The organism is Rhodococcus sp. 05-340-2 (genome assembly GCF_002258915.1).
GTDB lineage: Bacteria > Actinomycetota > Actinomycetes > Mycobacteriales > Mycobacteriaceae > Rhodococcoides.
The window spans coordinates 518,049-542,532 of record NZ_NOYU01000042.1; the positions used below are offsets into that span (position 1 = coordinate 518,049).

23 protein-coding genes and 1 tRNA gene are annotated in these 24,484 nt (G+C 66.1%); 13 read left to right on the forward strand and 11 right to left on the reverse strand.

Annotation, left to right across the window (positions count from 1 at the left end):
- Positions 1 to 208 precede the first annotated feature (208 nt).
- A complete protein-coding gene (locus CH271_RS27555) occupies positions 209 to 997 on the forward strand; it encodes a hypothetical protein (protein ID WP_094635615.1) in 789 nt (262 codons plus the stop codon).
- Here CH271_RS27555 and CH271_RS27560 read toward each other — a convergent pair.
- Positions 907 to 1,698 carry a TetR/AcrR family transcriptional regulator gene (locus CH271_RS27560; protein ID WP_094635616.1) on the reverse strand — a complete coding sequence of 264 codons (792 nt, stop codon included), beginning with the start codon at positions 1,696 to 1,698 and terminating at the stop codon, positions 907 to 909. The genes CH271_RS27555 and CH271_RS27560 overlap by 91 nt on opposite strands.
- A gap of 255 nt (positions 1,699 to 1,953) precedes the next feature.
- Here CH271_RS27560 and CH271_RS27565 point away from each other — a divergent pair, with 255 nt between their 5' ends.
- The 7 genes from CH271_RS27565 to CH271_RS27595 all read left to right on the forward strand — a co-directional run bounded on the left by CH271_RS27565 (position 1,954) and on the right by CH271_RS27595 (position 5,752).
- Entirely contained in the window at positions 1,954 to 3,261 is a 1,308-nt protein-coding gene (locus CH271_RS27565; protein WP_094635617.1) for a PepSY-associated TM helix domain-containing protein, read from the forward strand.
- The gene (locus tag CH271_RS27570) at positions 3,258 to 3,617 is read left to right on the forward strand and encodes a hypothetical protein (RefSeq protein ID WP_094635618.1); all 360 of its coding nucleotides are present in this window, start codon (positions 3,258 to 3,260) and stop codon (positions 3,615 to 3,617) included. The genes CH271_RS27565 and CH271_RS27570 overlap by 4 nt, the downstream gene beginning before the upstream one ends.
- The gene (locus CH271_RS27575; RefSeq protein ID WP_218828503.1) at positions 3,610 to 4,074 is read left to right on the forward strand and encodes a hypothetical protein; all 465 of its coding nucleotides are present in this window, start codon (positions 3,610 to 3,612) and stop codon (positions 4,072 to 4,074) included. Before CH271_RS27570 ends, CH271_RS27575 begins: the two co-directional genes overlap by 8 nt.
- Positions 4,075 to 4,087: 13 nt before the next feature.
- Positions 4,088 to 4,169: transfer RNA gene (locus CH271_RS27580), tRNA-Leu, on the forward strand.
- Between the two features lie 85 nt (positions 4,170 to 4,254).
- Complete coding sequence (locus tag CH271_RS27585; RefSeq protein WP_094635680.1) at positions 4,255 to 4,911, forward strand: maleylpyruvate isomerase family mycothiol-dependent enzyme; 657 nt, start codon at positions 4,255 to 4,257, stop codon at positions 4,909 to 4,911.
- A gap of 89 nt (positions 4,912 to 5,000) precedes the next feature.
- Positions 5,001 to 5,402 (forward strand): transcriptional regulator, encoded by a 402-nt coding sequence (locus tag CH271_RS27590; protein WP_179274634.1) that lies wholly within the window; start codon positions 5,001 to 5,003, stop codon positions 5,400 to 5,402.
- On the forward strand, positions 5,399 to 5,752 hold the full coding sequence (locus CH271_RS27595) for a DUF3817 domain-containing protein (protein WP_037193340.1): 354 nt from the start codon (positions 5,399 to 5,401) through the stop codon (positions 5,750 to 5,752). Before CH271_RS27590 ends, CH271_RS27595 begins: the two co-directional genes overlap by 4 nt.
- 2 nt (positions 5,753 to 5,754) lie before the next feature.
- Here CH271_RS27595 and CH271_RS27600 read toward each other — a convergent pair whose 3' ends face one another.
- The 8 genes from CH271_RS27600 to clpS form a co-directional block, all read right to left on the reverse strand.
- Positions 5,755 to 6,564, reverse strand: coding sequence for an esterase/lipase family protein (locus CH271_RS27600; protein ID WP_094635619.1), 810 nt, complete (start codon positions 6,562 to 6,564; stop codon positions 5,755 to 5,757).
- A gap of 3 nt (positions 6,565 to 6,567) precedes the next feature.
- Positions 6,568 to 7,182: an RdgB/HAM1 family non-canonical purine NTP pyrophosphatase gene (rdgB, locus tag CH271_RS27605; protein WP_094635620.1), complete on the reverse strand. Its 615-nt coding sequence runs from the start codon at positions 7,180 to 7,182 to the stop codon at positions 6,568 to 6,570.
- Positions 7,175 to 7,960, reverse strand: coding sequence for a ribonuclease PH (gene rph / locus CH271_RS27610; protein WP_094635621.1), 786 nt, complete (start codon positions 7,958 to 7,960; stop codon positions 7,175 to 7,177). The genes rdgB and rph overlap by 8 nt, the downstream gene beginning before the upstream one ends.
- Positions 7,961 to 7,981: 21 nt before the next feature.
- Entirely contained in the window at positions 7,982 to 8,740 is a 759-nt protein-coding gene (locus CH271_RS27615) for a cyclic nucleotide-degrading phosphodiesterase (protein WP_179274635.1), read from the reverse strand.
- 112 nt (positions 8,741 to 8,852) lie between these two features.
- The gene (locus tag CH271_RS27620) at positions 8,853 to 9,482 is read right to left on the reverse strand and encodes a rhomboid family intramembrane serine protease (RefSeq protein WP_094635623.1); all 630 of its coding nucleotides are present in this window, start codon (positions 9,480 to 9,482) and stop codon (positions 8,853 to 8,855) included.
- Between the two features lie 59 nt (positions 9,483 to 9,541).
- Positions 9,542 to 10,627 carry a P1 family peptidase gene (locus CH271_RS27625; protein ID WP_037193350.1) on the reverse strand — a complete coding sequence of 362 codons (1,086 nt, stop codon included), beginning with the start codon at positions 10,625 to 10,627 and terminating at the stop codon, positions 9,542 to 9,544.
- A 9-nt stretch (positions 10,628 to 10,636) separates the two neighbouring features.
- Positions 10,637 to 11,206: an oxidative stress transcriptional regulator AosR gene (aosR, locus tag CH271_RS27630; protein ID WP_037193352.1), complete on the reverse strand. Its 570-nt coding sequence runs from the start codon at positions 11,204 to 11,206 to the stop codon at positions 10,637 to 10,639.
- Positions 11,207 to 11,244: 38 nt separating this feature from the next.
- On the reverse strand, positions 11,245 to 11,604 hold the full coding sequence (gene clpS, locus CH271_RS27635; RefSeq protein ID WP_306437425.1) for an ATP-dependent Clp protease adapter ClpS: 360 nt from the start codon (positions 11,602 to 11,604) through the stop codon (positions 11,245 to 11,247).
- A 150-nt stretch (positions 11,605 to 11,754) separates the two neighbouring features.
- On the opposite strand from clpS, the gene CH271_RS27640 reads away from it, so the two are divergent.
- A complete protein-coding gene (locus CH271_RS27640; protein ID WP_256986576.1) occupies positions 11,755 to 13,011 on the forward strand; it encodes a nicotinate phosphoribosyltransferase in 1,257 nt (418 codons plus the stop codon).
- A gap of 50 nt (positions 13,012 to 13,061) precedes the next feature.
- Positions 13,062 to 15,110 (forward strand): ATP-dependent DNA helicase, encoded by a 2,049-nt coding sequence (locus CH271_RS27645; RefSeq protein ID WP_094635625.1) that lies wholly within the window; start codon positions 13,062 to 13,064, stop codon positions 15,108 to 15,110.
- A gap of 7 nt (positions 15,111 to 15,117) precedes the next feature.
- Here the strand turns inward: CH271_RS27645 and glgP are convergent, their stop codons facing one another.
- On the reverse strand, positions 15,118 to 17,646 hold the full coding sequence (gene glgP, locus CH271_RS27650) for an alpha-glucan family phosphorylase (protein WP_094635626.1): 2,529 nt from the start codon (positions 17,644 to 17,646) through the stop codon (positions 15,118 to 15,120).
- Between the two features lie 205 nt (positions 17,647 to 17,851).
- Between glgP and CH271_RS27655 the strand changes: the two genes are divergently transcribed.
- The 3 genes from CH271_RS27655 to CH271_RS27665 are packed head-to-tail and all read left to right on the forward strand — an operon-like array spanning position 17,852 to position 23,520.
- Positions 17,852 to 19,858, forward strand: coding sequence for an alpha-1,4-glucan--maltose-1-phosphate maltosyltransferase (locus tag CH271_RS27655; protein ID WP_094635627.1), 2,007 nt, complete (start codon positions 17,852 to 17,854; stop codon positions 19,856 to 19,858).
- Between the two features lie 11 nt (positions 19,859 to 19,869).
- A complete protein-coding gene (gene glgB / locus CH271_RS27660; protein ID WP_094635682.1) occupies positions 19,870 to 22,071 on the forward strand; it encodes a 1,4-alpha-glucan branching protein GlgB in 2,202 nt (733 codons plus the stop codon).
- Positions 22,072 to 23,520 carry a metallopeptidase gene (locus CH271_RS27665; protein ID WP_094635628.1) on the forward strand — a complete coding sequence of 483 codons (1,449 nt, stop codon included), beginning with the start codon at positions 22,072 to 22,074 and terminating at the stop codon, positions 23,518 to 23,520.
- Positions 23,521 to 23,529: 9 nt separating this feature from the next.
- On the opposite strand, the gene CH271_RS27670 is transcribed toward CH271_RS27665, so the two are convergent.
- Entirely contained in the window at positions 23,530 to 24,423 is an 894-nt protein-coding gene (locus CH271_RS27670; protein ID WP_094635683.1) for a tetratricopeptide repeat protein, read from the reverse strand.
- Positions 24,424 to 24,484: the final 61 nt, after the last annotated feature.

The following is a 24,484-nucleotide window of genomic DNA, read 5'->3' on the forward strand; positions in this document are numbered from 1 at the left end:
ACCCAACTCGCCGGTAACCCGCATCCACGCTGGCGAGAGCATCGACCGGGACGCCAGAACATGAGGAAAGCCTCGCATTTTTCGTTATCTTTTCGTGATGTGATCTCGAGCACAGACAAGCGATACGCGACCTTGTCGGTGCGGTCCCCTACCTTGTGCGAGCGAGCCGCACATCAGGGGAGCGGTCGACGAAATCCGGGGGGAATTCATGTATTCATCGGTAACGGACATCTGCACCGTGGAAGAACTCGACGCGGTGCTCGAACACATCGAAACGCATGCGCCACAATCTCGTTCGCCACACTGGACGCCGGGATGGCGCGGCGAGAGCGAGGTGGCGTTGCTGGATGCGATCTTCTCGGCGCGCGCTCCCTACGGCGGCCCCACCAGCGGGGTCCGCGCGGTGGTCCAGCGATGGAGATCGCATCGCGGCGACAACCGACTCGACGATTTGACAACCCTCGCCGAACTGGCCACTACCCCGGATCTACTCGTGGAGATTCTGTCCAACCGTCAACTGGTTCCGGGGAACAGCCGAACCAAGGGTGCGGCCGCGGCCGTGGCGGCACAGACGTTGGTATCGGTGGGGCTGAGCCGTTCGACCGACTTCGAGCAGCACACCGACCAGCAATTCGACGCGTTCTGCGCAATTCCCGGTCTCGGCGAAACCACTTGGGAATGCATGCTCGTGCACCTCGGCGTACGTACCGACAAAGCGGCCGAGCACCTGCGCTCGTTCGTCGCCGACGCGCTCGAACCACTGCACCACAACCTCGCCGCAGGAGTCGCCGAGGACCGCTCCCCCGTGATCCTCGGAGCCGCAGCGAACGCACTCGGCACCGACCTCGCCTCGCTCGAGCATGCAGTGTGGCGATACCAGCACACATCACGCAGGGCGAAGCAGCGTCACTCCGAAGCGCAACTGCGATCGGCAGGCCGACCGCGAGACATCAGAGCCTCCACACCGTCGAGAATGCACTCCAGCCCGAACCGGTAGGCGTGCACGGGGTCGCTGGCGGCGTCGTACGACGTCGCCGCGGCCGTCCCGACCCGGGACGACACCGGAAAGCGTTCGCGGTCCATCACCCGTCCGAGGATCGGTGCGGTGGCCGCCCACCACTGGGCGTCGGACATGCCCGACTGCTCCTTGACACGCGTCACGCCGGCGAGAGCTCGCGCGGTACCGGAGACGTGCGTGAGAACCAGCGTGAGAACGGAGTCGATCTCGACGTCACCCAGGCCGATGCCGTCGAGTGGGCGCACCTCGGCCTCGTACTTGTCGTTGGTGTGCGGACCGAGCACGGGCCGTGCGCCCTCCGCTTCGAGAAGCCACGAATGCCGTTGGTACAGAGCCCAATTGCGTTGGGCGACGAAACTCATCGCGGGACGCCATCCGCCGACGACGGAGGACGGCTCGTCGACGTGCGAGTAGAGGTCTGCACGCGCTCGATCGATCATCAGATCGGCCAGCTCCTCCCGGCCCGGTACATGCGTGTAGAGCGACATCGCGCCGACCCCGAGATGCTCGGCCACGTTCCGCATCGACACCGACTCGAGACCGTTCGCGTCGGCCAGCTCGATGGCGGCATCGACGATCGCATCCACGCTCAGTCCGGTACGGCTCGGCTTGGCGTCGACTCGCCAGAGCAACTCGAGAATGCGCGCTGGGTCGTACGAGTTCTCCTTCTTCGGTGCCACCCGGCGAGCCTAAACGTGCCCGACCGCACGCCGTGCCCCGGTTCGGCGGTTCCATCGACGGGCGTACGAGCGCATGCCCGACGCGCCGAGTCTCGGCCACCCCCGAGGAGATTAAAGAATATGCAATCTCTTGTTCAAATTCGTTGCGCGCGCTTGCTTTTCGAGACGCCTCCCACTATGAATAGCCTTGCCTAATTAAGGCTGCCCTACATAGCGCGGCAACGACTCGCTTCGGCGACACAGAGGAGATCGATCATGTCCGTGATCACCCCCGACGAAGCGCCCCGATCCAGGACCGTCCCTCCGGTGGCTCGCCGACCGGCACGCACCAGAGCCAAGCCACGCAAGCGAGTCCAGCGCTCGATCATCGTGACGCACCGCTGGGCGTCGCTGACACTCGGCCTCCTGCTCGTGGTGATCACGACAACAGGCGCAATCGTCCTGTACACCCCCGAATGGCAACGGTGGACCCACCCGGATGTCTACTCCGCGAGTGCCGCACCCGCTACGGTGACGGCCGGACAGGCACTGGACATCGTTCGGCAGGCTCACCCGGAACTCGGCGCAGACACGATCAACGTCTTCGGTGGCGTGTACGAGGTAGGCACCACCACCGGTTCACCCACCGTCTTCGGCGTCGACCCCTCCGACGGACGAATCACGGGGTCGTTCGACCGAAACCGTGGATTCATGGGCTTGATGAACCAGATTCACGAGTGCTTCTTCGCGTGCGAGGAATACCCCGGGCACATTCCATTTCTGCTCGACGACGTTCCCACACTCGGGACGTCGTTCCTGATCGGAATCACCTGGAGTTCGCTGCTGCTGGGCGTCGGTGGTCTGCTGTTGCTGTTCCTGGCGGTGTCCGGTGCCGTGCTGTGGTGGCCGGGAATCCGACGGTGGACCCACGGGTTTCGAGTGCGCACATCCAAGGGACGGTTCGCCCGCGACTACGACCTGCACCAGGTGATCGGCATGGTGGCCGTCCCGTTTCTGCTCATGTGGGCATTGACCGGAACCAACTTCGAGTTTCCCGGGCTTGCGAACGGTTGGTACGCGCTGACCGGTGGTACAGCAGTTCCCGACAGCCGATACGAGTTCGAATCCGTTGTGCCCGAGGGTGACTCCGCATCCGATATCTCGGTGGACGACGCTGTCGCGGCAGCAGAATCCGTTGTGTCCGGCCCGGTCGCCAACGTGTATCCACCCGAGGCGGACGACCCGGCCGGGTACTTCGGCATCTACATCGCAGAGGGCAACGACCCGTGGGAGCACGGACCGTATCCGGGTGACCGATATGTGGCCGTCGACCGCTACGACGCCACCCACACGGCCCTTCTGGTCGGAGACAGCAGCTCCCTGTCCAACCGCATTCTCGACGAATGGTCGACGCCGTACGGGCACTACGGATTCGGCGTCAACGGCTGGTGGCGCATCATCTGGTTCGTCTTCGGATCGACTCCACTGGCACTGATGATCACCGGCCTGTCGACGTGGTTCTACAAACGAGGAGTGACGAAGAACAAGAAGGCAGCCAGGGCGGCACGAGCGGCAGCCGTATGAATGCGACGTTCGCTGCGGCATGCGCGCTGTACGCACTCGCACTGGCGGTGGTCGTTCTGGTGGACGGCGCGCGCACACGAACGCGGTCCCGGCATCTCGCCACCGCCGTTGCCGTGCTCGAACTGTGCCTTCTGGCGCAGGCCCTGCACGTGGTGATCGCCCGGCTCGACGGCGTCGAACCCACCGAACCCGCAGTGCACCTCGGTTACACCGCGTCGTCGGTGTTGCTGATCCCCATCGCCTTCGGTGTGGTCGGTCGCGACACCTCGTTCTGGGCGTCGACCGCGGTGGCTGTCGCACTCGTCGCGGTCGTGGTTGTGGTCATGCGGATGCAGACGACATGGGCCCATGGCTGATCCGAACAACGCTGACCCGAAAACCGCTGGGCCGGAACGAGTCCTGATACTGATCTACGCAGTGTTCGTACTCGCGGCCGGAGGCCGCAGTGCAGTGCAATTGGCCACCGAGGCATCACGCGCGCCGCTTGCCTATTCACTGTCGGCTGTCGCCGCGATCACCTATTGCCTGGGAGCAGCGTCGTTGGCAGGCGCACCTCGACACAGAAGATCGCGCCGCTGGGTGTTCGCAATCGAATTGATCGGGGTGCTCATCGTCGGATCGTGGACGTACCTCGATCCTGCGGCGTTTCCCGAGCCCACCGTCTGGTCGCATTTCGGTTCGGGCTACGGCTACCTTCCAGCGGTACTGCCGATCCTGGCGCTGCTCTGGACCACCGTCCCCGCCCGGGCGACCGCTGATGCGAGATCGATCCGCCGACGAACCGCGTCGCCGGTACAGATCGATCGGTTGTAGACTGCACCGGCACGCGCGAGTGGCGGAATTGGCAGACGCGCTGGATTTAGGTTCCAGTGTCTCAGGACGTGGGGGTTCAAGTCCCCCCTCGCGCACGACGGTCGTTCGGGCCGGTTTTCACATGCTCCTGGCTCGGTCAGGTCCAGGGTCGACAAGCACCGACACGTGAAGGCGGTTCGAATGCCCGAGGAAGCGAACGACGCGATCTTCGCCGAGATCACAGACGAGAGACGTTCTCTCGCAAGAACTCTCGAGTCTCTCACCCCTGAACAATGGAACACCCCATCGCTGTGCGAGGCCTGGACGGTCCGCGACGTCGCCGCCCATCTGGTGGTGCCACTGATCGTCCCGCTCTGGCAGTTCGGACTCGTCATGGTGCGCACCCGAGGCAACTTCGACCGAGCCAATCAACTGATGACCACACGCGTTCGTCGCGAGCACGAAGACGAATTGCCTGCCTTGCTCACCGCTCACGCCGACAAGAAATTCACCCCGCCGGGCCACGGTCCGCTGGCCCCCTTGTCCGACGTCATCGTGCACGGACTCGACGTGTGCAGGCCGCTGGGAATCGAGCACCACGTTCCCGACCACCGCATGATCACGATGCTCGACTTCCTGGTGCCCGCGAGCGGTGCCGCACCGTTCAAGGGCCCCGAACTTCGTCTGCAGTGGCGCGCGACCGATCTCGACTGGAGCCGCGGCGAGGGCCCGGTCATCGAAGGATCGGCCGGCACCCTGGCCCTGGTTATGACCGGACGCAGCAGCGCTCTGGCGGACGTGACCGGGCCCGGTGCCGAGCAACTCGCCCAGGCACGGGCCAACCGTCGTCGGGCATGAGCCGCACCCGAACCGTTCATGGTGAGAATCACCGCCGGGCCGCAGCACGCGACTACCTCCAGTAGTAGTACCTCCGGTACCGTCGAGGAGTGACTTCATCCCGCCCGAACCGTCGGCCAGCGCTGATCGCGCTGGTCATCGTGTCCGCGGCGGTATGCCTGGGCCTCGGCTGGTGGCAGTGGGAACGCTTCGAGGCAGTAGGCGGTAACGGTCAGAACCTCGGATACGCGTTCCAATGGCCCCTGTTCGCAGTGTTCGTGGTCTACGCCTACCGCAAGTTCGTACGTCTCGAGGACGAGGACTCCGACGAAGCAGCTGCAGCTCGGCCCGACGGACCCACCGAGGTACCCCTCGACCTGCTCCCCCAGCGCAGCGCGCCGGCGGCAGACGCAAGGGACCTCGACGATCCCGAAGCCAGGCAACTACTCGAATACAACAGCTACCTCGCGGAGCTGAACGAATCCCGCGGGATCGACAGGAGCACCACGTGAGTTCGGCACCGGAGAAGGCGCAGGCGTCTGCGAACAAGACCCAGAAGATCGCATCCGCGTTGCTGCGCTATCGAGTTCTGGCCTACGCCACGGGAATCTGGCTGCTCGTTCTCGTGACCGAGATGGTCGCGAAGTACATTTTCAAGGTCGAGAACGTGCCCAATTGGATTGCCGTCGTGCACGGTTGGGTCTACCTCGTGTACCTCGTGCTCACGGTGGATCTCGCCATCAAGGTGCGGTGGCCTGCCGCCCGCACGATCGGCACATTGCTCGCCGGGACCATCCCGTTCCTGTCCTTCTACGTCGAGCACAAGCGCACCAAGCAGGTCAAAGCCGACTTCGGCGTCTGACGTCAGCAGCCGATCGGCTGCGCGTTCTTCGGATCCAATGCGTTCTGCACCAGCCGCTGAGCCAGCGGATCGTACGAGATTCCCGTGTGCTCGACGGCGTTGGACGGACACACGTCCTGCAGCACCACGTTCGTGTTTCCCGCTCCGCTGAGCAACGAGGCCGTGTATGGAACGACGACCTGGTCGTATCGCGTGACGATCGTGGTGTAGTCGATGCCCGAGACGGTATCGCTGCCCTCGTTCAGTCGTTCGAGCACGTCGTCCTGCACCGGGGGGCCTGCCGTCGGGTAGTTCGGCGGAGACAACGCCACGATCCGCGCGACCGTGCGGTCTCCACCGAGGAAGCGGGCGTAGTAGCGCGGCACCGTGCCGCCCTTCGAGTGGCCCACGATCGACACCTTCTGCGCGCCCGTCGCCGCGAGCACGGAATCGACGAACGTCGACAGTTCCGCAGCACTCTCGGGGATGGGTTCGAGCGCACCGAGGGCCTGGACCGGCCCGGTGTTGCCGTAGTCGATCGCGAACACGCAGTATCCGGCCTCGGCCAGCTTCGGCGACAGGGACGCCCAGTTGGCGTAGGAGTTCTCCAGGAATCCGTGCACCAGCACCACCGGCTCGGGATGGTGCGCGCTCGGAACACACGAGAAGTCGTTCGAGCCCGGAGGAGTCACTCCCGGGTGCGCGATCGAGTAGGCGAGGGCCTCGGCGAACGAGCCTGCCGCGGGTGTGGCCGAGGCCGGGATACCCGTCAGGCACAACGCGCCGGCTGCGAGTGCAACCGACGTACGCCCCAGCACTGCACGCGCCCGCACGAGCTACCGCCCCGTCAGTTCTTCGAGCGCGGGAACGAGCGTGCGTAGCGCGCGGCCACGATGCGAGGCGGCGTCCTTCTCCTCGGGGCCGAGCTGCGCGGCGCTGCGGCCGTCGCCCTCGGGAACGAAGATGGGATCGTAGCCGAAGCCGTTCTCCCCCATCGGCTCTCGGCCCACCACACCGCGCCACTCGCCGCGGACCACCGTCTCGGCACCGCCGGGGATCACCAGGGCGCACGCCGAGACGAATGCGGCTCCGCGACGCTCGTCAGGGGTGTCACTCAATTGCGCCAGAACCAGTGCGGTATTGGCCTCGTCCTGCCCGTGCGTACCGGACCAGCGAGCCGAGAGCACTCCGGGCATCGCGTTCAGGGCATCGATTTCGATTCCGGAATCGTCTGCCACACAAGGCAATCCGGTGGCCGCCGCGCCATCACGCGCCTTGGCGAGTGCGTTCTCCTCGAAGGTCGCTCCGGTCTCGGGGGCCTCCGGAAACGGCGGCACCTCGTCGAGGCCGACCAGTTCGATTCCGGCCACTCCGGCGGCGTCGAGCACCCGCCGGAGTTCGCGCAACTTCTTCGCGTTCCGGCTCGCGACCAGAAGCTTCGAGTCAGGCACCGAACTTCTTCTTCGATTCCGCGGCCGCGGGCTCGGGCAGTTCGCCGGGGTACGGCAACGCCAGTGCTTCCTTCTGCACCTCGAACAACTTCTCGATGCCGACGAATGCGGAGTCGAGCAACTTGTCGAGTGTGGTTCGAGGGAAGGTCGCGCCCTCTCCGGTTCCCTGGATTTCCACCAACGTGCCGGTATCGGTGGCGACGACGTTCATGTCGACCTCGGCGCGCGAATCTTCTTCGTAGGGCAGATCGAGGCGCACTCGGCCGTCGACGACGCCGACACTGACTGCGGCGATCATGCACGAGATGGGCTGCGGATCGGCCAGTCGCCCCGCTGCTCGCAGGTACGTGACCGCGTCGTTGAGCGCGACGAACGCACCGGTCACGGCCGCGGTGCGGGTACCGCCGTCGGCCTGGAGTACATCGCAGTCGAGGGCAATGGTGTTCTCGCCGATCGCAGCGAGGTCGATGCATGCTCGCAGTGAGCGTCCGACCAAGCGAGAAATTTCCTGGGTGCGCCCACCGACCTTGCCCTTGACGGACTCGCGGCCGTTGCGGGTGTGGGTGGCAGCGGGGAGCATCGCGTACTCGGCGGTGAGCCAACCGAGGCCGGATCCCTTCCGCCAGCGCGGGACGCCCTCCTCGACGCTGGCCGTGCACATCACCCTGGTGTTGCCGAATTCGACCAGCACCGACCCTGCCGGGTGGCTGGTGAATCCGCGGGTGATCTTGATGTTGCGGAGCTCGTCGTCCGCCCTGCCGTCTTCTCGTCTGGACACGACTCGAAGCCTAGCGCGTCGTCAGACGGTGAAGACGTCCCCTGGCAGAACCGCGTGCACCGGTCCGCTGAACTCTGCTTTCGCCTCGGCGATGACGTCCTCCCGTGAGGTCCACGGTGGAATATGGGTGAGCAGCAGCTCCCCTACCCCTGCCTCGCGCGCGATTCGGCCCGCCTCGGTGCCGGACAGGTGCACACCCTCGGGCCGCTCAGGACTGTCGGTCCACGACGCCTCGCACAGGAACATGTCGGCCCCGTGCGCCAGATCCCGGACTGCCTGGCACATTCCCGTGTCTCCGCTGTACGCGAACGTACGGCCCTGCGCAGTGGTGACCCGCATGCCGTACGACTCCGGCGGATGGAACACCTGCCGAGCCAGAATCGACAACTTCCCGAACTCCACGGTGCGTCCGTCCACCCAGCGACGCAGGTCGATGGTGTCGGACATGTCGTCGATCTGCCCACCGCACTCGGCCGAGGCGACTCCGAGCCGGAACGCCGTGTCCTTGGGTCCGTAGACGATCGCTCGCCCCTCCGGCGGAGTGGGGTGGTAGCGACGCCACACCAGCAGACCCGGAACGTCCAGGCAGTGATCGGCGTGCAGATGCGAGAGCAGAACGCTCACATCTCCCGGATCGGCGTAGCGCTGCAACGCCCCGAGGATGCCGGGACCGAAGTCGAGGACGACCGGCGCGGTCTCCTCTTCTTCCAACAAGTAGCCCGACGCGGGTGAATCGGGTCCGGACACACTGCCCGAACATCCCAGGACGGTAATTCGCATGAAAGCCATGCTGCCACGCCGAGCGCATCACCAGAAACGTTCGGGCAGTATTCACAGCGCGAGTCGGCGAAATTCACCGACGACCACAGGTGTGTCTGCAGTTACCTCGCGCCTACGGAGTGAGCCGATCGAGCGATTTCGCGCGCGCCCTCTCGGCTCGCGCGTCGGCGGACAACAGCCGAGCGGCAACCACTCCGCCCACCGCGCCGAACAGATGCCCCTGCCACGACACGTTCGGCTCACTCGGGAGCACGCCCCACAGGGCGCTGCCGTACAGCAGGAACACCACGACGCCGATCGCGATCTGCCCCAGTTTGCGGGTGAAGAAGCCACGCACCAACAGGTATGCGATGAAACCGAAGATCAGAATCGACGCACCGATCGTGTTCGTATAGGAACCGGCGGTGAGCCAGGTACCGAACCCTCCGACCACCCAGATGATCCCGCTGGCAGCCAGACCACGCGCCAGTCCGGAGAGCAACACCAGAAACCCGAGCACGGCGATCGGCACGGTGTTCGCGATCAGATGCTGCCAGTCGTCGTGCAGCACGGGCGCGAACAGAATGCCCCACAACCCCTCGACCGAGCGGGCCTGGATCCCGTTGCGTTCGAGCCTCGACCCACTGGCCACATCGATGAACTCGATGACCCACAGCAGCACGGTGAATGCTCCCACCAGCACCGCGGCCCGCATCCAGACCGGCCGCTCACGCTCGGCTGGACGGTTACTGATCTCGCTCATGATCGCCTCCGGATTCGGTCCCTCCACGGTACCGGGCAGAGGTATCGCGTGAGCCGCGCTCAGGCTCCCGATCCACCGAACGCCGACGGGAAGATCTGGCGGTAGGTAGGGATCCCGGCCACCGAGGTGGCGTCGAGCAGGGCCCGGACGATGGCCCGCTCGACGACGATCGCCGCGGCCTCGGTGACGGCGGCCAGTACCGGTAGTTCCGTCGAGAACGCGGCGGGAACCGAGGACTCTGCGGTGACGGGTCTGGTGCCGGTGGACACGGCGAAGATCGTGTCGCCGTCGAGCGGCGAGTGTGCCGGTCGAACGGCCCGCGCCAGGCCGTCGTGACCGGCGACGGCAATCCGCTTGCACGACGCAGACGACAACGCAGCGTCGGTGGCGACAACCCCGATCGTGGTGTTCAGTGCCGTGCCTTTGGGTTCGAGGGCGAGCGCGGCCCACAGCTGATTCACGTCGGGCTTGCGCATACCGAACGCCGCAGGCCCGAGCGTGCCGACACCCCACAGCAGTCCGGTACGCGGATCGAACACTGCGCCCACCGGATTGGCGACCATCAGCGCCGCGACCGTGACCCCGTCGGCCGGCCCGCCCTCGATCACCGTGCTGGCTGTACCGACACCGCCCTTGAGCACTCCGGCGCGGGCACCGACTCCTGCCCCGACCGATCCCGTCGCGAAGTCGGTCGCTGCTGCTGCCGCCGCGAGATAGCCGAACTCCGCCGTCGGCCGCGCAGTCCACTCACCGACCGGAAGATCGAAGATCACCGCGGCCGGCACGATCGGTACGACGAGGTCGGGACTGCCCATCGGAATCCCCTGGCCGTGCTCTTCGAGCCACCGCATGACGCCGTCGGCCGCGGCGAGTCCGTAGGCACTGCCCGCGGTCAACAGGATCGCGTTGACGTGCTGGACGGAATGGCTCGGATCGAGCAGATCGGTCTCGCGAGTCCCCGGCCCGCCGCCGCGAACATCGACGGCCGCCGTCGCACCTCCGAGTGCACGAACCACCGTGCAGCCGGTCGCCGAGCCGGAACCCATGGTGGCATCGTCGTCGCGTTCGTGATGATGACCGACCAGCAGACCTGCCACGTCGGTCAGGGAATCCCGCGGTCCGGGAGTCTGGAAAGCAGCGGTCACGCGCGCGTCCTAGGGAATGAGGACCTGTACGAGTGAATCCTGCATCCAGGTCAGCCAGTGGTAGACGTCGAGATGTGGAGCGCGGGGATCGCCCTCGTCGAGGACATCGGGTGTATCCGCGCTGATCCCCAGCGTCGTGCCGAGCGCCAACCTCACGTCGTTGAGGCCAGTCAACCATGCATCCGCCTGCTCCTGGGTGAGCACGATCTTGCCACCGGACTCGGGAAGGGTGGCCAGGATCGTCGATCCTGCGGCCATCTTCTCGTCGATGATCTCGGGCTCGTGAAGTCCGCGGAGTGCACCGTTGAGGTCTGCCGGGTCCTCCTCGTCGCGGCCGGGGTCGGCGCGGTGGAAGTCCGGCAGCAGCCGAGCCAGTGCGGCGTCCTCGGGCGGGCTGTTGTGCCCGGTACGCAGACCGGTCAGCGCCGCGAGTTCGTCGGTGGGCGCAGCGGCGGAACGGTCGCGCAGCAATCCGAGAACCGAGCCGACCAGCGAACGGAGTACGGCGGCCTCACGAGCATCGATCTCGGACTTGATCTTGACCCCGGACAGCGAATTCCGTCTCGTCCACGTGCGCACTGTTGCTGATGTCCTGTCTGACGAAGAGGGGTGAGCTTCTACTTGTCCTGCTGCATGGTGGCCCACAGACCCGCCGCGTGCAGCCGTCGAACATCGTTCTCCATCGCGTCGCGCTCACCGCTCGACACCACGGCCTTGCCTTCGGAATGCACCTGCATCATCAGCTCGGTGGCCTTGGCCTTGCTGTAACCGAAGAGCTTCTGGAAGACGTAGGTGACGTAATGCATCAGGTTGACCGGGTCGTCCCACACGATGGTGACCCAGGGGGTGTCGTGGGATTCGTCGGCAGCGACGGCCTCGGTCTGGGCCGGAACCGCTTGCGGTGACGCGGCGACGACCCCACCTGCCGAGAAGCCGTCCACGGGCAGAAGCGTTCCATCCACCGTCAACCAAGGCATGTCCACAGGGTACGGCGTGTCGGGCCAGCGTCACACGCTCGCCCCTTCGCTCGTAGTGTGGGCGAGGTGAGCAACGACGCGACCACAGATCACGCGATTTTCACCGACGACGTCAGTACCGCGCTGCTGACCGATCAGTACGAGTACACGATGCTGTCGGCCGCTCTGGCCAGCGGCAACGCAGATCGTGTCTGCAGCTTCGAGGTCTTCGCGCGCAGGTTGCCCGCAGGCCGCCGGTACGGGGTTCTCGCGGGCACCGGCCGGATACTCGACGCCATCGCGCGCTTTCGGTTCGGCCCGGACGAGCTACGCATCGTGGCCGATTTTCTCGACGCAGACACCGTCGAGTGGCTGCGCAACTACCGCTTCACCGGCGACATCGACGGTTATCGCGAGGGCGAGCTGTACTTCCCCGGCTCCCCCGTTCTGACGGTCCGCGGCACGTTCGCCGAGTGCGTCGTTCTCGAGACCGTGGTGCTCTCGATCCTCAACCACGACAGCGCCATCGCGTCCGCTGCAGCCCGGATGGTCACCTCCGCGAAATCTCGCCCGATCATCGAGATGGGATCGCGGCGCACCCACGAGGAAGCAGCTGTCGCCGCCTCACGCGCGGCATACCTCGCCGGGTTCACCGCGACGTCCAACCTCGAAGCCGTCCGACGCCACGGCGTCCCCGGAGCGGGTACGTCGGCGCACGCCTTCACGCTGCTGCACACCACCGCCGACGGCCCGGACGAACGGTCCGCATTCGCGGCTCAGGTGCGTGCGCTCGGTGTGGGCACCACCCTGCTCGTCGACACCTACGACATCACCCAGGGCGTCGCCAACGCCATCGAGGTGGCCGGCCCCGAACTCGGCGGTGTGCGCATCGACTCGGGCGACCTCGGTGTACTCGCGCGGCAGGTACGCGACCAATTGGATGCCCTCGGTGCGCCGAAGACCAAAATCGTCGTCTCGGGTGACCTCGACGAATACGCCATCGCCGCATTGCGCGCCGAGCCGGTCGACTCCTACGGCGTCGGCACCTCGCTCGTCACCGGTTCCGGCGCACCGACGGCGGGCATGGTCTACAAGCTGGTCACCGTCGACGGCATTCCCGTCGCCAAGCGCAGCAGCCACAAGGAGTCTCGCGGTGGCACCAAGGCGGCGCTGCGTACCGCGCGCCGCACCGGCACCGCAGTCGAGGAGATCGTGCACCCGTTCGACGCTCCCCCGACCGTCGAGAGCGATCTGACGGTGGAGACGTTGACCACGCCGTTGGTCCGCGGCGGAGAACGAGTCGCCGACCTACCGACACTCGCCGACGGCCGTGACCTGCTGGCCCGACGCCTGGTCAGCCTCCCGTGGGAGGGCTTGAAGCTGTCCCAGGGCGAACCGGCCATACCCACTCGCTTCGTCGAGGGGTGACAGCGGTGTCGGTACCGAACCGGGTGGGCGATCGGCAGTAGTCTGCTTCGGTGCCGTCGAAGACCGAGTTGCCAACCGTTCCCGCTCTCCTGCAGGTCGCGGTGCACTCCCTCGGAGGCAAGGAACGCAGCAATCAGCTGACGATGGCCTCGGCGGTGGCGCACTCGATCGATACCGGGGAGCATCTCGCGGTGCAGGCAGGCACCGGAACCGGCAAGTCCCTCGCGTACCTCGTTCCCAGCATTCGGCACGCGGTGGAATCCGGCAAGACCGTCATCGTCTCCACGGCCACCATCGCGCTGCAGCGGCAGCTGGTCGACCGCGATCTACCGCGCCTGTCCGACGCCTTGACCGAGGCCGTCGGCCGCCGCCCGAAGTTCGCAATCCTCAAGGGCCGCAACAACTATCTGTGCATGAACAAGATCCACACCGGGGCTGCGCAAGAGGCACCGGATGCGGAACTGTTCGACCCGTTCGCCGTCTCGCGGATGGGACGCGAGGTGGTACGGCTGACGAAGTGGTCGTCCGAGACCGAGACCGGCGACCGCGACGACGTCGTGCCCGGGGTCAGCGATCAGGCCTGGCGTCAGGTCAGCGTCACTGCCCGCGAATGCCTGGGCAAGTCCCGCTGCCCCGTCGGCGAGGACTGCTTCGCCGAGCGCGCGCGCACCGAGGCTGCCCAGGTCGACGTCGTGGTGACCAATCACGCCCTGCTCGCGATCGACGCGATCACCGGAATTCAGATCCTGCCCGAGCACGATGTCGTGGTCGTCGACGAGGCCCACGAATTGGTCGACCGAGTGACCGGCGTTGCCACCGAGGAGCTGTCGGCCGCGACCGTCACCGCCGCGGCGCGCCGTAGCGCGAAGTTGATCGAAGAAGAGACGGTCGATCAGCTCGAAGGAGCCGCCGAGAACTGGGCCGCGATTCTGGACGAGCTACCCCCGAGCCGCTGGCAGTCTCTGCCCGACGGCGTCGGCCCCGCGCTCGCCTCCATTCGCGACGCCGCCTGGGCGGTCCGCACCGCGATCGGCCCCAACAAGCAGGGCATGGCGGCCAGCGATCCCGAGGCTGCCGCGGCTCGCAGCGCCGCACTCGTCGCGATCGACGAGGTGCACGACAGTGCCGTGCGCGTCCTCACGGCGTTCGACGAACCCGACCCGGCCAAACGCAAGGACGTGGTCTGGCATGCCGTCGACGATTTCCGCGGCAACGTCAAACGCACCGTCCGCATCGCCCCGCTGTCGGTGGGCGGACTGCTCCGAGCGCGCCTGTTCGCCGAGTCCACCGTGGTGCTCACCTCCGCGACCTTGACCGTCGGCGGATCGTTCGACGGGTTGGCCGTCAACTGGGGGCTTCCCGCAGAGAAGCCGTCGCGCAGTGACACCGCGATGGCATCGGGCGTGGAACCGCCGTCCGACACCGGGTCGATCAGGTGGAATTCGCTCGACGTCGGGTCGCCGTTCGACCACGCCAGGGCCGGCATCATGTACATCGCCAAGCATCTGTCGCCTCCCGGACGTGACGGTCTCTCGAAGTCCTCCCTCGACGAGATCGAGTCGCTGGTCAGCGCCGCAGGCGGCCGAACGCTCGGACTCTTCTCGTCCATGCGCGCCGCCAAGGCCGCCGCCGAGGAGATGCGGGAGCGCCTCGATACGCCGATCCTGTGCCAGGGCGACGATTCCACCGGCGCACTGGTGCAGAAGTTCGCCGACGACGAGGCCACCTCCCTGTTCGGGACGCTGTCGCTGTGGCAGGGCGTCGACGTCCCCGGCCCGTCGTTGAGTCTGGTGATCCTGGACCGCATTCCGTTCCCGCGGCCCGACGATCCGCTACTGGTGGCCAGGCAGCAGGCCGTTGAATCACGTGGCGGCAACGGCTTTCTCGCGGTCGCCGCCAATCACGCGGCCCTGCTGCTGGCGCAGGGCGTCGGTCGGCTGCTCCGTAGCGTCGACGACAAAGGTGTTGTCGCCGTTCTCGATTCGCGCCTTGCGACCGCCCGCTACGGCGGCTACCTGCGCGCCTCGCTGCCGCCGTTCTGGGAGACCTCGGACCCGGAGGTGGTCCGCAAGGCCCTCACCCGTCTGGCCGGAAAGTAGCTGTTCCTTAGGGCGTCGCCACCAGACCCAGCTCGGCATCCGAGGCCAGACCGTGGTGATGAGGTAGCACCCGCACCGTGTATCCCACCGTGCCGCTGTGCGGGAGCCGCGTCTCGCCCGCGTACACGTGCTCGCCGCCGTCGGTTCCCACGTGCGTCATGGCCGTCGTGCGAATGTCGGTGAGGTTCTCGTCCTCGTCGACGCGTCCCACGACCGCCTGCACCACCACGTCCGACGCGTCCAAGCCGCCGAGATCGACGTTGGCGCGCAGCGAGAGCTCAGCACCGATCACCGGAGTGTCCGGCAGACCCTCACTGTCGACGCGGGTGACTTTCACTGCGCCCCACGCCTGTTCGACGCGGCGGCGGTACGACGCGACATCCGTGGCACCGCGGTGATCATCGGCCGATGCCGCGCGGGCGGATTCCGCTGCGGGCGCGTAGTAGCCCAGCGTGTAGTCCTGAACCATTCTCGACGCCAGCACTTTCGGGCCCAACTGCTCGAGCGTGTGCCGCACCATTTCGATCCAGCGGCTCGGCACACCGTCGTCCCCGCGGTCGTAGAACTTGGGTAGCACTGCCTGTTCGAGTAGTTCGTAGAGTGCAGCGGCTTCGAGATCGTCGCGGCGGTTGTCGTCGGTGACGCCGTCCGCGGTGGGAATGGCCCAGCCGTTCTCGCCGTCGTACATCTCGTCCCACCACCCGTCGCGGATCGAGAGGTTCAGGCCGCCGTTGAGCGCGGACTTCATGCCCGAGGTGCCGCACGCTTCGAGCGGTCGCAACGGATTGTTCAGCCACACATCGCATCCCCAGTACAGGAATCGCGCCATGGACATGTCGTAGTCGGGCAGGAACACGATGCGGTGCCGTACGTCGGCCTGATCGGCGAACCTGACGATCTGCTGGATCAGCGCCTTTCCACCGTCGTCGGCGGGGTGCGACTTGCCCGCGACCACCAACTGGACCGGACGAACCGGGTCCAGCAACATGGCGCGCAGTCGCTCGGGTTCGCGGAGCATCAGGGTCAGACGCTTGTAGGTCGGCACCCGTCGCGCAAAGCCGACGGTGAGCACGTTCGGATCGAAAACGTTTGCTGTCCAACTGATCTCGGCCTCGGTCGAGCCGCGTTCGAGAGCCGAGCGCCGTACCCGGCGCCGTACCTCGTCGACCAGTTGCGCGCGCAGGGCGTTGCGTGTGGACCACACCTGATCCGAGGACAGCGGCCCCGGCTCCCCCTCTGCCCATTCCCGAGCAGACCACGTCGGAGCGTGGACGCCGTTGGTGACCGATCCGATAGGCACCTCGGATGCGTCGAATCCCCGCCACAGGTCGTTGAACATCTCGCGGCTGACGATGCCGTGCAGCTTCGACACACCGTTCGCGCGTTGCCCCAGACGCAACCCCATGTGCGCCATGTTGAACACCGACGCGTCGCTCTCGCCGCCGAGGGCGAGGATTCGATCCATCGGCAGACCCGGCAGCAGCGCCGAGTCCGCGCCGCCGTCCGCACTACCGAAGTAGTGCCGCACCAGATCGGCCGGAAACCGGTCGATGCCGGCGGGGACAGGGGTGTGGGTGGTGAAGACGGTGCCGGCCCGCACCGCCGCCAGCGCCGCGTCGAAGTCCAGGGTGCCCGAGGTGACGAGTTCGCGGATGCGTTCTACGCCCAGGAACCCGGCATGGCCCTCGTTCATGTGGAACACCTCGGGATCGGGCAGTCCGTGCGCACGGGTGTAGGCCCGGATCGCTCGAACGCCGCCGATACCGGCGAGTATCTCCTGCTTGATGCGGTGGTCCTGGTCGCCGCCGTACAACCGGTCGGTGACCCCGCGCAGCTCCGGGTCGTTGTCGGCGATGTCGGAATCGAGCAGCAGCAGCGGGACGCGTCCCACCTGGGCGATCCACACCCGTGCCCGCAGAACCCGAGATCCGGGCATAGACACGTGGATGAGCACCGGTGAGTCGCCGTCGTCGGTGAGCAATCGCAGCGGCAGACCGTGCGGGTCGAGTGACGGATAGCGTTCGGCCTGCCAGCCGTCGGCCGTCAGCGATTGGCGAAAGTACCCCGAGCGGTAGAGCAACCCGACACCGATCAACGGCAGTCCCAGGTCGGAGGCAGCCTTGAGGTGGTCGCCGGCCAGAATCCCGAGGCCGCCGGAGTAGTTGGGCAGCACCTCGGTGACGCCGAACTCCATCGAGAAATACCCGATGCCCGACGGCAGAGCACGTCCCTCGGCCAGTTCGTTCTGGTACCAGAGCGGACGGGCGAGGTAGTCGTGCAGATCCGCCTCGGCGGCGTCCAGCTCGGCCAGAAAGCGCTCGTCGGCCGCGAGTTCCTCGAGCCGCGCCGGTGCGACGGCTCCCAGTACGGCCACCGGATCGCGCTCGAGTTCGGTCCACAACAGTGGATCGATGTGCTCGAACAGATCCTGCGTCGACGAGTGCCACGACCACCTGAGGTTTGTCGAGAGCTCGGCGAGGGCATTCAAGCGGGCGGGAAGGTGGGCTCGGACGGTGAATCGGCGCAAAGCTTTCACAGGGTCGAACCCTACCCACGGACACCTGTGTCGATGGGCGGCTTGCACGAAATCTGCTCCGCGGTGCCCGTCACGGGCAGTATGCGTCGGCGCACGCGCCATCTGCATTGCTGCATTACGGTTGACGAATAGAAGCACACCAATATCGGTTCGATCAGAGGTTGCGCCCGCGCAGCCATACCTCTAGCGAAGAATGGAGTGTGAAGTGACAGGTCGACTTGGTATCGACAATGTCCTTCCAGATACGACGACCGGGAAGTACCCCGCGAAAGCGGTGGTGGGCGAGACGTTTCCAGTCTCCGCCGACGTCTGGCGCGAGGGTCACGACGCGGTGGCCGCGACACTGTCGGTGCGCGGACCGGGAGGCAAACTCGAACGCATCCCGATGACACCGGGCCGCGAACCCGACACGTTCGACGCGGTGTTCGTCCCCTCTCGGCCGGGTTACTGGATCTGCCGCATCGAAGCGTGGAGCGATCCGATCAGCACCTGGCGCCATGCCGTCGAAGCCAAGCTCGGAGTGGGCCAGAGTGCTCACGAGCTCGCGAACGATCTCGAGATCGGGGCGCGGCTGTTCCTGCGGGCTGCCACCGGTGTTCCTGCCGAGAGCAGGCAGATGCTGGCCGATGTCGCGGCCGCGTTGCGCGACACCGATCGCCCGCTGCCTGCCCGGGTCTCCTCCGCGTTCGCGTCGTCGGTCGCCGAGTTGCTGTTCGCTCACCCGCTGCGCGAACTGGTGACTCGTTCTCGCGCGGTCAACGTGTGGGTCGATCGCAATCTCGCCCTCAACGGTGCGTGGTACGAGTTCTTCCCTCGGTCCACCGGTGGATGGAACGAGGACGGCTCTCCTCGACACGGCACGTTCGCGACGTCGATCGAGCAGTTGCCCCGCATCGAGCGGATGGGATTCGACATCGTCTACCTGCCGCCGATCCACCCCATCGGCACCATCAACCGCAAGGGCCCGAACAACACGTTGACCCCCGGTCCCGAGGACGTCGGATCGCCGTGGGCCATCGGCTCCGAGGACGGCGGGCACGACGCCATCCATCCGGAACTGGGCACCGAGGACGATTTTCGCGCGTTCGTCGCCGCCGCACAGGAGCACCACCTGGAAGTGGCCCTCGATCTCGCCCTTCAGGCTGCTCCCGACCATCCCTGGGCTGCAACACATTCCGAGTGGTTCACGGTCTTACCGGACGGCACGATCGCCTATGCCGAGAATCCGCCGAAGAAGTACCAGGACATCTACCCGGTCAACTTCGACAACGACCGACGTGGCATCTACGAAGAAGTGCTGCGCGTGGTCCGATACTGGATCTCTCTCGGGGTCAAGGTCTTCCGAGTCGACAACCCACACACCAAGCCGCCGGATTTCTGGGAATGGCTCATCGCCGAGGTCAAGAAGACCGATCCGGACGTGCTGTTCCTCGCCGAGGCGTTCACTCGACCGGTGCGCATGTACGGGCTGGCGCAGCGCGGCTTCACGCAGTCGTACACGTACTTCACCTGGCGTACCGCCAAGTGGGAGCTGACCGAGTTCGCCGAGGAGCATGCTCGACGCGCCGACGACGCGCGGCCGAACCTGTTCGTCAACACCCCGGACATCCTGCACGAGAGCCTGCAACACGGCGGACCCGGAATGTTCGCTCTCCGAGCAGCTCTCGCGGCGACGATGGCACCCACCTGGGGCGTCTACTCGGGCTACGAGCTGTTCGAGCACCAGGCCGTGCGAGAGGGCAGCGAGGAATACCTGGACTCGGAGAAGTACCAGTTGCGCCCACGCGATTTCGAGGGTGCGCTGGCCCGCGGCGAGTCGCTCGAGCCCTGGATCACCACGCTGAACGCGATTCGGCGTGCGCATCCGGCGTTGCAGCAGCTCCGCAACATCCACTTCCACACCATCGACAACGAGGCGCTGATCGGATATTCCAAGTTCGACCCGCAGACCGGTGACTCGATCCTGGTGGTGATCAACCTCAATCCCTTCGGTGCCGAAGAAGGCACCATCCACCTGGACATGCCTGCCCTCGGCCACGACTGGCAGGACACCCTCACGATCAAGGACGAAGTGAGCGGCGTCCACTACGACTGGGGCCACACCAATTTCGTCAGGCTCGAGCCCTGGACGTCGGTGGCGCACATCTTCACGCTCCCCCACATCCCGTACCCGGCTCGTATCGAACTGGCCTACCGCGGCAACCGAAAGTGAGTGGATTCAACGTGACCGAGAATCCGAGAACACCCGAAGACACCGTCGCAGCCCCGTCCGACAACGATCTCGACCTCATCGCTGCCGGGCGGCACTACAACCCGCATTCCGTCCTCGGTGCCCACCCGGTGCCGGGCGGAACGGCGATCCGCGCCCTCAAGCCCGACGCCGAGAAGGTCGTCGCCCGCGTCGGTGGCGTCGACCACGAACTGACCCACGTCGCGCACGGAGTCTTCTCGGCCCTGCTCCCGTTCGAGGACCTGATCGACTACCGCCTCGTGGTGACGTGGCCCGGCGGACACGTCTCCGAATCCGCCGACGGATACCGCTTCCTGCCCACTCTCGGCGAACTCGATCTGCACCTGTTCGGCGAGGGCAGGCACGAGCGTCTGTGGGACATTCTCGGCGCGCACCAACAGTCGTATGCAACTCCGGACGGTGCCGTAACCGGCACCTCGTTCGCGGTCTGGGCCCCCGCAGCGCAGGGCGTCACCCTCGTCGGCGACTTCGACGGCTGGACCGGCCGCAGCTGGCCCATGCGCGTACTGGGCTCGACCGGTGTGTGGGAGCTCTTCGTTCCCGACATCGCGCCGGGCGCACTGTACAAGTTCCGCGTCCACGGTGCCGACGGTTCGGTCAAGGACAAGGCCGACCCGATGGCCTTCGCCACCGAGATCCCACCGTCGACGGCCTCGGTCGTCACCGCGTCCTCGTACACCTGGAACGACGAGTCCTGGCTCGACACCCGGGCCGGCATCGAGCCGACGCAGGCACCGATGAGTGTGTACGAGATCCACCTGGCGTCCTGGCGACCGGGCTTGGGGTACCGCGAGCTCGCCGAGCAGTTGGCCGAATACATCACCGAAACCGGCTTCACCCACGTGGAGCTGCTCCCGGTCGCCGAGCACCCGTTCGGCGGGTCCTGGGGTTACCAGGTGACGTCGTACTACGCACCGACATCGCGCTTCGGCAGCCCCGACGATTTCCGTTACTTCGTCGACCACCTCCACGGTGCCGGAATCGGCGTCATCGTCGATTGGGTTCCCGCGCACTTCCCCAAGGACGAATGGGCCCTGGCCCGGTTCGACGGCGGCCCACTGTACGAGCACGGCGACCCGCAGCGCGGCGAGCAACTCGACTGGGGCACTTTGGTGTTCGACTTCGGGCGCCGTGAAGTGCGCAACTTCCTGGTCGCGAACGCGCTGTACTGGATCGACGAGTTCCACATCGACGGACTGCGCGTCGATGCCGTCGCGTCGATGCTGTACCTGGATTACTCTCGCCCCGAGGGCGGCTGGTCGCCGAACATCTACGGTGGCCGCGAGAACCTCGAGGCCGTGACCTTCCTGCAGGAGATGAACGCAACGGTGCACAAGAAGCACCGCGGCGTCGTCACCGTGGCCGAGGAGTCGACGGCATGGCCCGGCGTCACCCGCCCGACGAACGTCGGCGGACTCGGGTTCAACATGAAGTGGAACATGGGCTGGATGCACGACACCCTCGGCTTCCTCGGGCGTGATCCCATTCATCGCAGTTACCACCACCACGAGATCACCTTTTCTCTGGTCTATGCGTGGAGTGAGAACTACCTTCTCCCCATCAGCCACGACGAGGTGGTGCACGGCAAGGGCACATTGTGGACGCGAATGCCAGGCGACGATTACGCCAAGGCTGCCGGCATGCGCGGCATGCTCGCCTACATGTGGGCGCACCCCGGTAAGCAACTGCTGTTCATGGGACAGGAGTTCGGGCAGACCCGTGAGTGGTCCGAGGAGCGTGGCCTCGACTGGTACCAGATCGACGAGGAACCTCTGCACAACGGCGTCAAAACCCTTGTGTCCGATCTCAACTCGACGTACAAGTCCCACCCGGCACTGTGGACGCTCGACACGTCGCCGAGTGGATACTCGTGGATCGACGCCAACGACACCGAGAACAATGTGCTGAGCTTTCTGCGGTACGGATCCGACGGTTCGGTCATCGCGTGTATTTTCAACTTCTCCGGAAACGAGCACGGCAGCTATCGTGTGGGACTACCGGAACCCGGCCGTTGGACAGAGATCCTCAACACCGACGCAACGGAGTACGGGGGCTCCGGCGTGGGCAACCTGGGTGAAGTGACGGCAACATCGCACTCGTGGCACGGTCGACCGGCGTCAGGCCAGGTCGCACTACCCGCCAACGGGGCGATCTGGATAAAACTGGAGCGATAGATGAGTGGCGGCCGCACACCCCGACTACTGGCCGCGGCCGCCACTGCAGGGTTGCTCCTGCTGACCTCGTGCGCGCAGACCGTCGGCGGGAACGCGGTATCGATCTACGAGAACCCGTTCACCGTCGCAGGACTCCCGGTCACGAGCGGACCGAGCGGGCCGCGTCCGGGAGTCCCCGATTCGACGATCGAGGTGGAGAACGCCGAGGGCACCGATTCGGACATTCTCGCCACCAACGCGATCGACGACATCCAACAGTTCTGGGCCGAGCAGTACTCCAGCTTGTTCAAGGGGTCGTTCACCCCGGTCTCGAATGTCGTCTCGTGGGACGCGTCCGAGGACGAGGGATCGGGTATCAGATTCTGCGGAGACCGAACCGGCGGTATCCCCAACGCCGCCTACTGCACCCGTGACGATTCGATCGGGTGGGATCGGACCATTCTGCTCCCGGCTCTGGTCGACGCGTTCGGACCGATGTCGGTCGTGATGGTGATCGCCCACGAATACGGCCACGCCATTCAGCATCAGTCGGGGCTCGTCGGCGACGACACCCCGACCATCGTGGCCGAGCAACAGGCCGACTGTTTCGCCGGTGCGTTCATCCGCCACGTCGCCGAAGACGATGCGCCGCACTTCACGATCAACACCTCGGACGGACTCAACGGCGTACTCGCCGCGACGGTCGCCGTGCGCGACGTCGATCCCAACGATCCCGAATCGGTGCACGGCTCGGCATTCGAGCGCGTCACCGCCGTTCAGATCGGCTTCACCGACGGCGCGGCGGCCTGCACCGGCATCGATGAGGCCGAAATCGATTCGCGTCGAGCATCGTTGCCGCAGAAGTTCAGCGACCCCGACGACTCCGGTGAGCTACCGGTGACCGAGGATTCCCTCGGTGCCTTCACCCGATCCTTCGAGAAGGTGTTGCCCGTCGCCGATCCGCCGACCGTCGACTACTCCGGTTCGGCCACCGGATGCTCCGACGCAGAGGCCACCGCACCGGTGTCGTACTGCCCGGCGACCAACACCATCGGTGTCGACGTCGAGGGCCTCGCCGAGCAGGGAATGCCCGAGACTCCCCGACGCGGAGACATCTTGCCGCTCAACGTTTCCGGCGACTACAGCGCCTACGTACTGTTCGCCTCGCGCTACACGCTCGCGGTGCAGAAGGAAGCAGGCCAGACGCTCGACGATCCGCAGGCCGCCCTACGCTCGGCCTGCCTGTCCGGAGTGATCACCTCGGCGATGAGCGTCGAGAGCGGAACGACGGACCTCGAAGTCTGGCTCTCCCCCGGCGATCTCGACGAAGCCGTGTCCGGACTGCTCAACGACGGCCTCGCCGCCAGCGACGTCAACGGTACGACGCTGCCGTCCGGCTTCTCCCGAGTCGATGCGTTCCGTTCGGGAGTTCTCGGCGGCAAGGATCGGTGCGACGCGCGCTACAGCTGAGTACCGCTGTCAGTACAGGGCGGACGCGAGTTTGCGCCGCGCGGAGACCACAAGAGGATCGGCCGAGTCGAACAACTCGAACAGCTCGAGCAGACGGGTGCGCAGCGCAGTGCGGTCGTCGCCTGCGCTGATCCTGATCCCGTCGATCAGACGAGCGAAGGCCTGTTCCGGTTGCTGACCGGCCATCTCGGCGTCCGCTGCATCGATCCGAGCCTGCACGTTTCCGGCGTCGGCGTCGGCGATTGCAATCGCGTCCGGTGCCAGGTTCTGCACCCGCGCCAGGAACTTGACCTGACGCAGCGCCGCGACGGCCTCGGTGTTCTTCGGTTCGGCGTCGATGATGGCCTGATAGGCAGCTTCTGCCTTGTCGAAATCGCCGTCGTCGATGGCTTCTTCGGCTGCGACGATCCGCGGATCCTCGATCTCGGGTTCCGGTTCGGCAGCGGCCGCCCCGGGAGGCCCGGTGAGCTTTCCCGCAGTCGCCTGCTCGACCGCTTGTAGCCACTGACGCAGCTGCTCGTCCGACTGCGTTCCCTCGAAGTCGGCGAGGGGCTGGCCGGCTGCAACGGCAACCACCGTCGGAATGGCTTTCACACCGAACGCCTGCGCGATCTGCGGATTGGAGTCCACGTCGACCCGCGCGAGCACCCATGTACCCGCGGCTTCCACGGCCAGCTGTCCGAGCTGACGCGTCAACGCCTGGGACTGCGGCGAACGCGCCGAACCCAGGTCGACGATCACCGGTACCTGCGTCGACCGCTGCAGAACCTCGGCCTCGAACGTAGCCGCAGTCACGTCGACGATCGGTGCCAGACCTCCCGCGTCGCCCCCGGATTCGGCCGCAGGTGCAGGTGCAGGTGCCGGACGGTCCTTGAGAACGGACAGGTCGACGGCACCGGCAATGGATGCGGGAACGACGGCTGACGGGCGGGCGGGAGGACGGGAACCGGGTCGAGTCACGCCC

Excerpts from the sequence above, each read along its gene's own strand:
- CH271_RS27570 (WP_094635618.1), top strand. The coding sequence starts at position 3,258 with ATGAATGCGACGTTCGCTGCGGCATGCGCGCTGTACGCACTCGCACTG.
- CH271_RS27575 (WP_218828503.1), top strand. The coding sequence starts at position 3,610 with ATGGCTGATCCGAACAACGCTGACCCGAAAACCGCTGGGCCGGAACGA.
- CH271_RS27615 (WP_179274635.1), bottom strand. The coding sequence starts at position 8,740 with ATGCGAATTACCGTCCTGGGATGTTCGGGCAGTGTGTCCGGACCCGAT.
- CH271_RS27585 (WP_094635680.1), top strand. The coding sequence starts at position 4,255 with ATGCCCGAGGAAGCGAACGACGCGATCTTCGCCGAGATCACAGACGAG.
- CH271_RS27620 (WP_094635623.1), bottom strand. The coding sequence starts at position 9,482 with ATGAGCGAGATCAGTAACCGTCCAGCCGAGCGTGAGCGGCCGGTCTGG.
- CH271_RS27640 (WP_256986576.1), top strand. The coding sequence starts at position 11,755 with ATGCTGTCGGCCGCTCTGGCCAGCGGCAACGCAGATCGTGTCTGCAGC.
- CH271_RS27555 (WP_094635615.1), top strand. The coding sequence starts at position 209 with ATGTATTCATCGGTAACGGACATCTGCACCGTGGAAGAACTCGACGCG.
- clpS (WP_306437425.1), bottom strand. The coding sequence starts at position 11,604 with ATGCCTTGGTTGACGGTGGATGGAACGCTTCTGCCCGTGGACGGCTTC.
- CH271_RS27665 (WP_094635628.1), top strand. The coding sequence starts at position 22,072 with ATGAGTGGCGGCCGCACACCCCGACTACTGGCCGCGGCCGCCACTGCA.
- CH271_RS27565 (WP_094635617.1), top strand. The coding sequence starts at position 1,954 with ATGTCCGTGATCACCCCCGACGAAGCGCCCCGATCCAGGACCGTCCCT.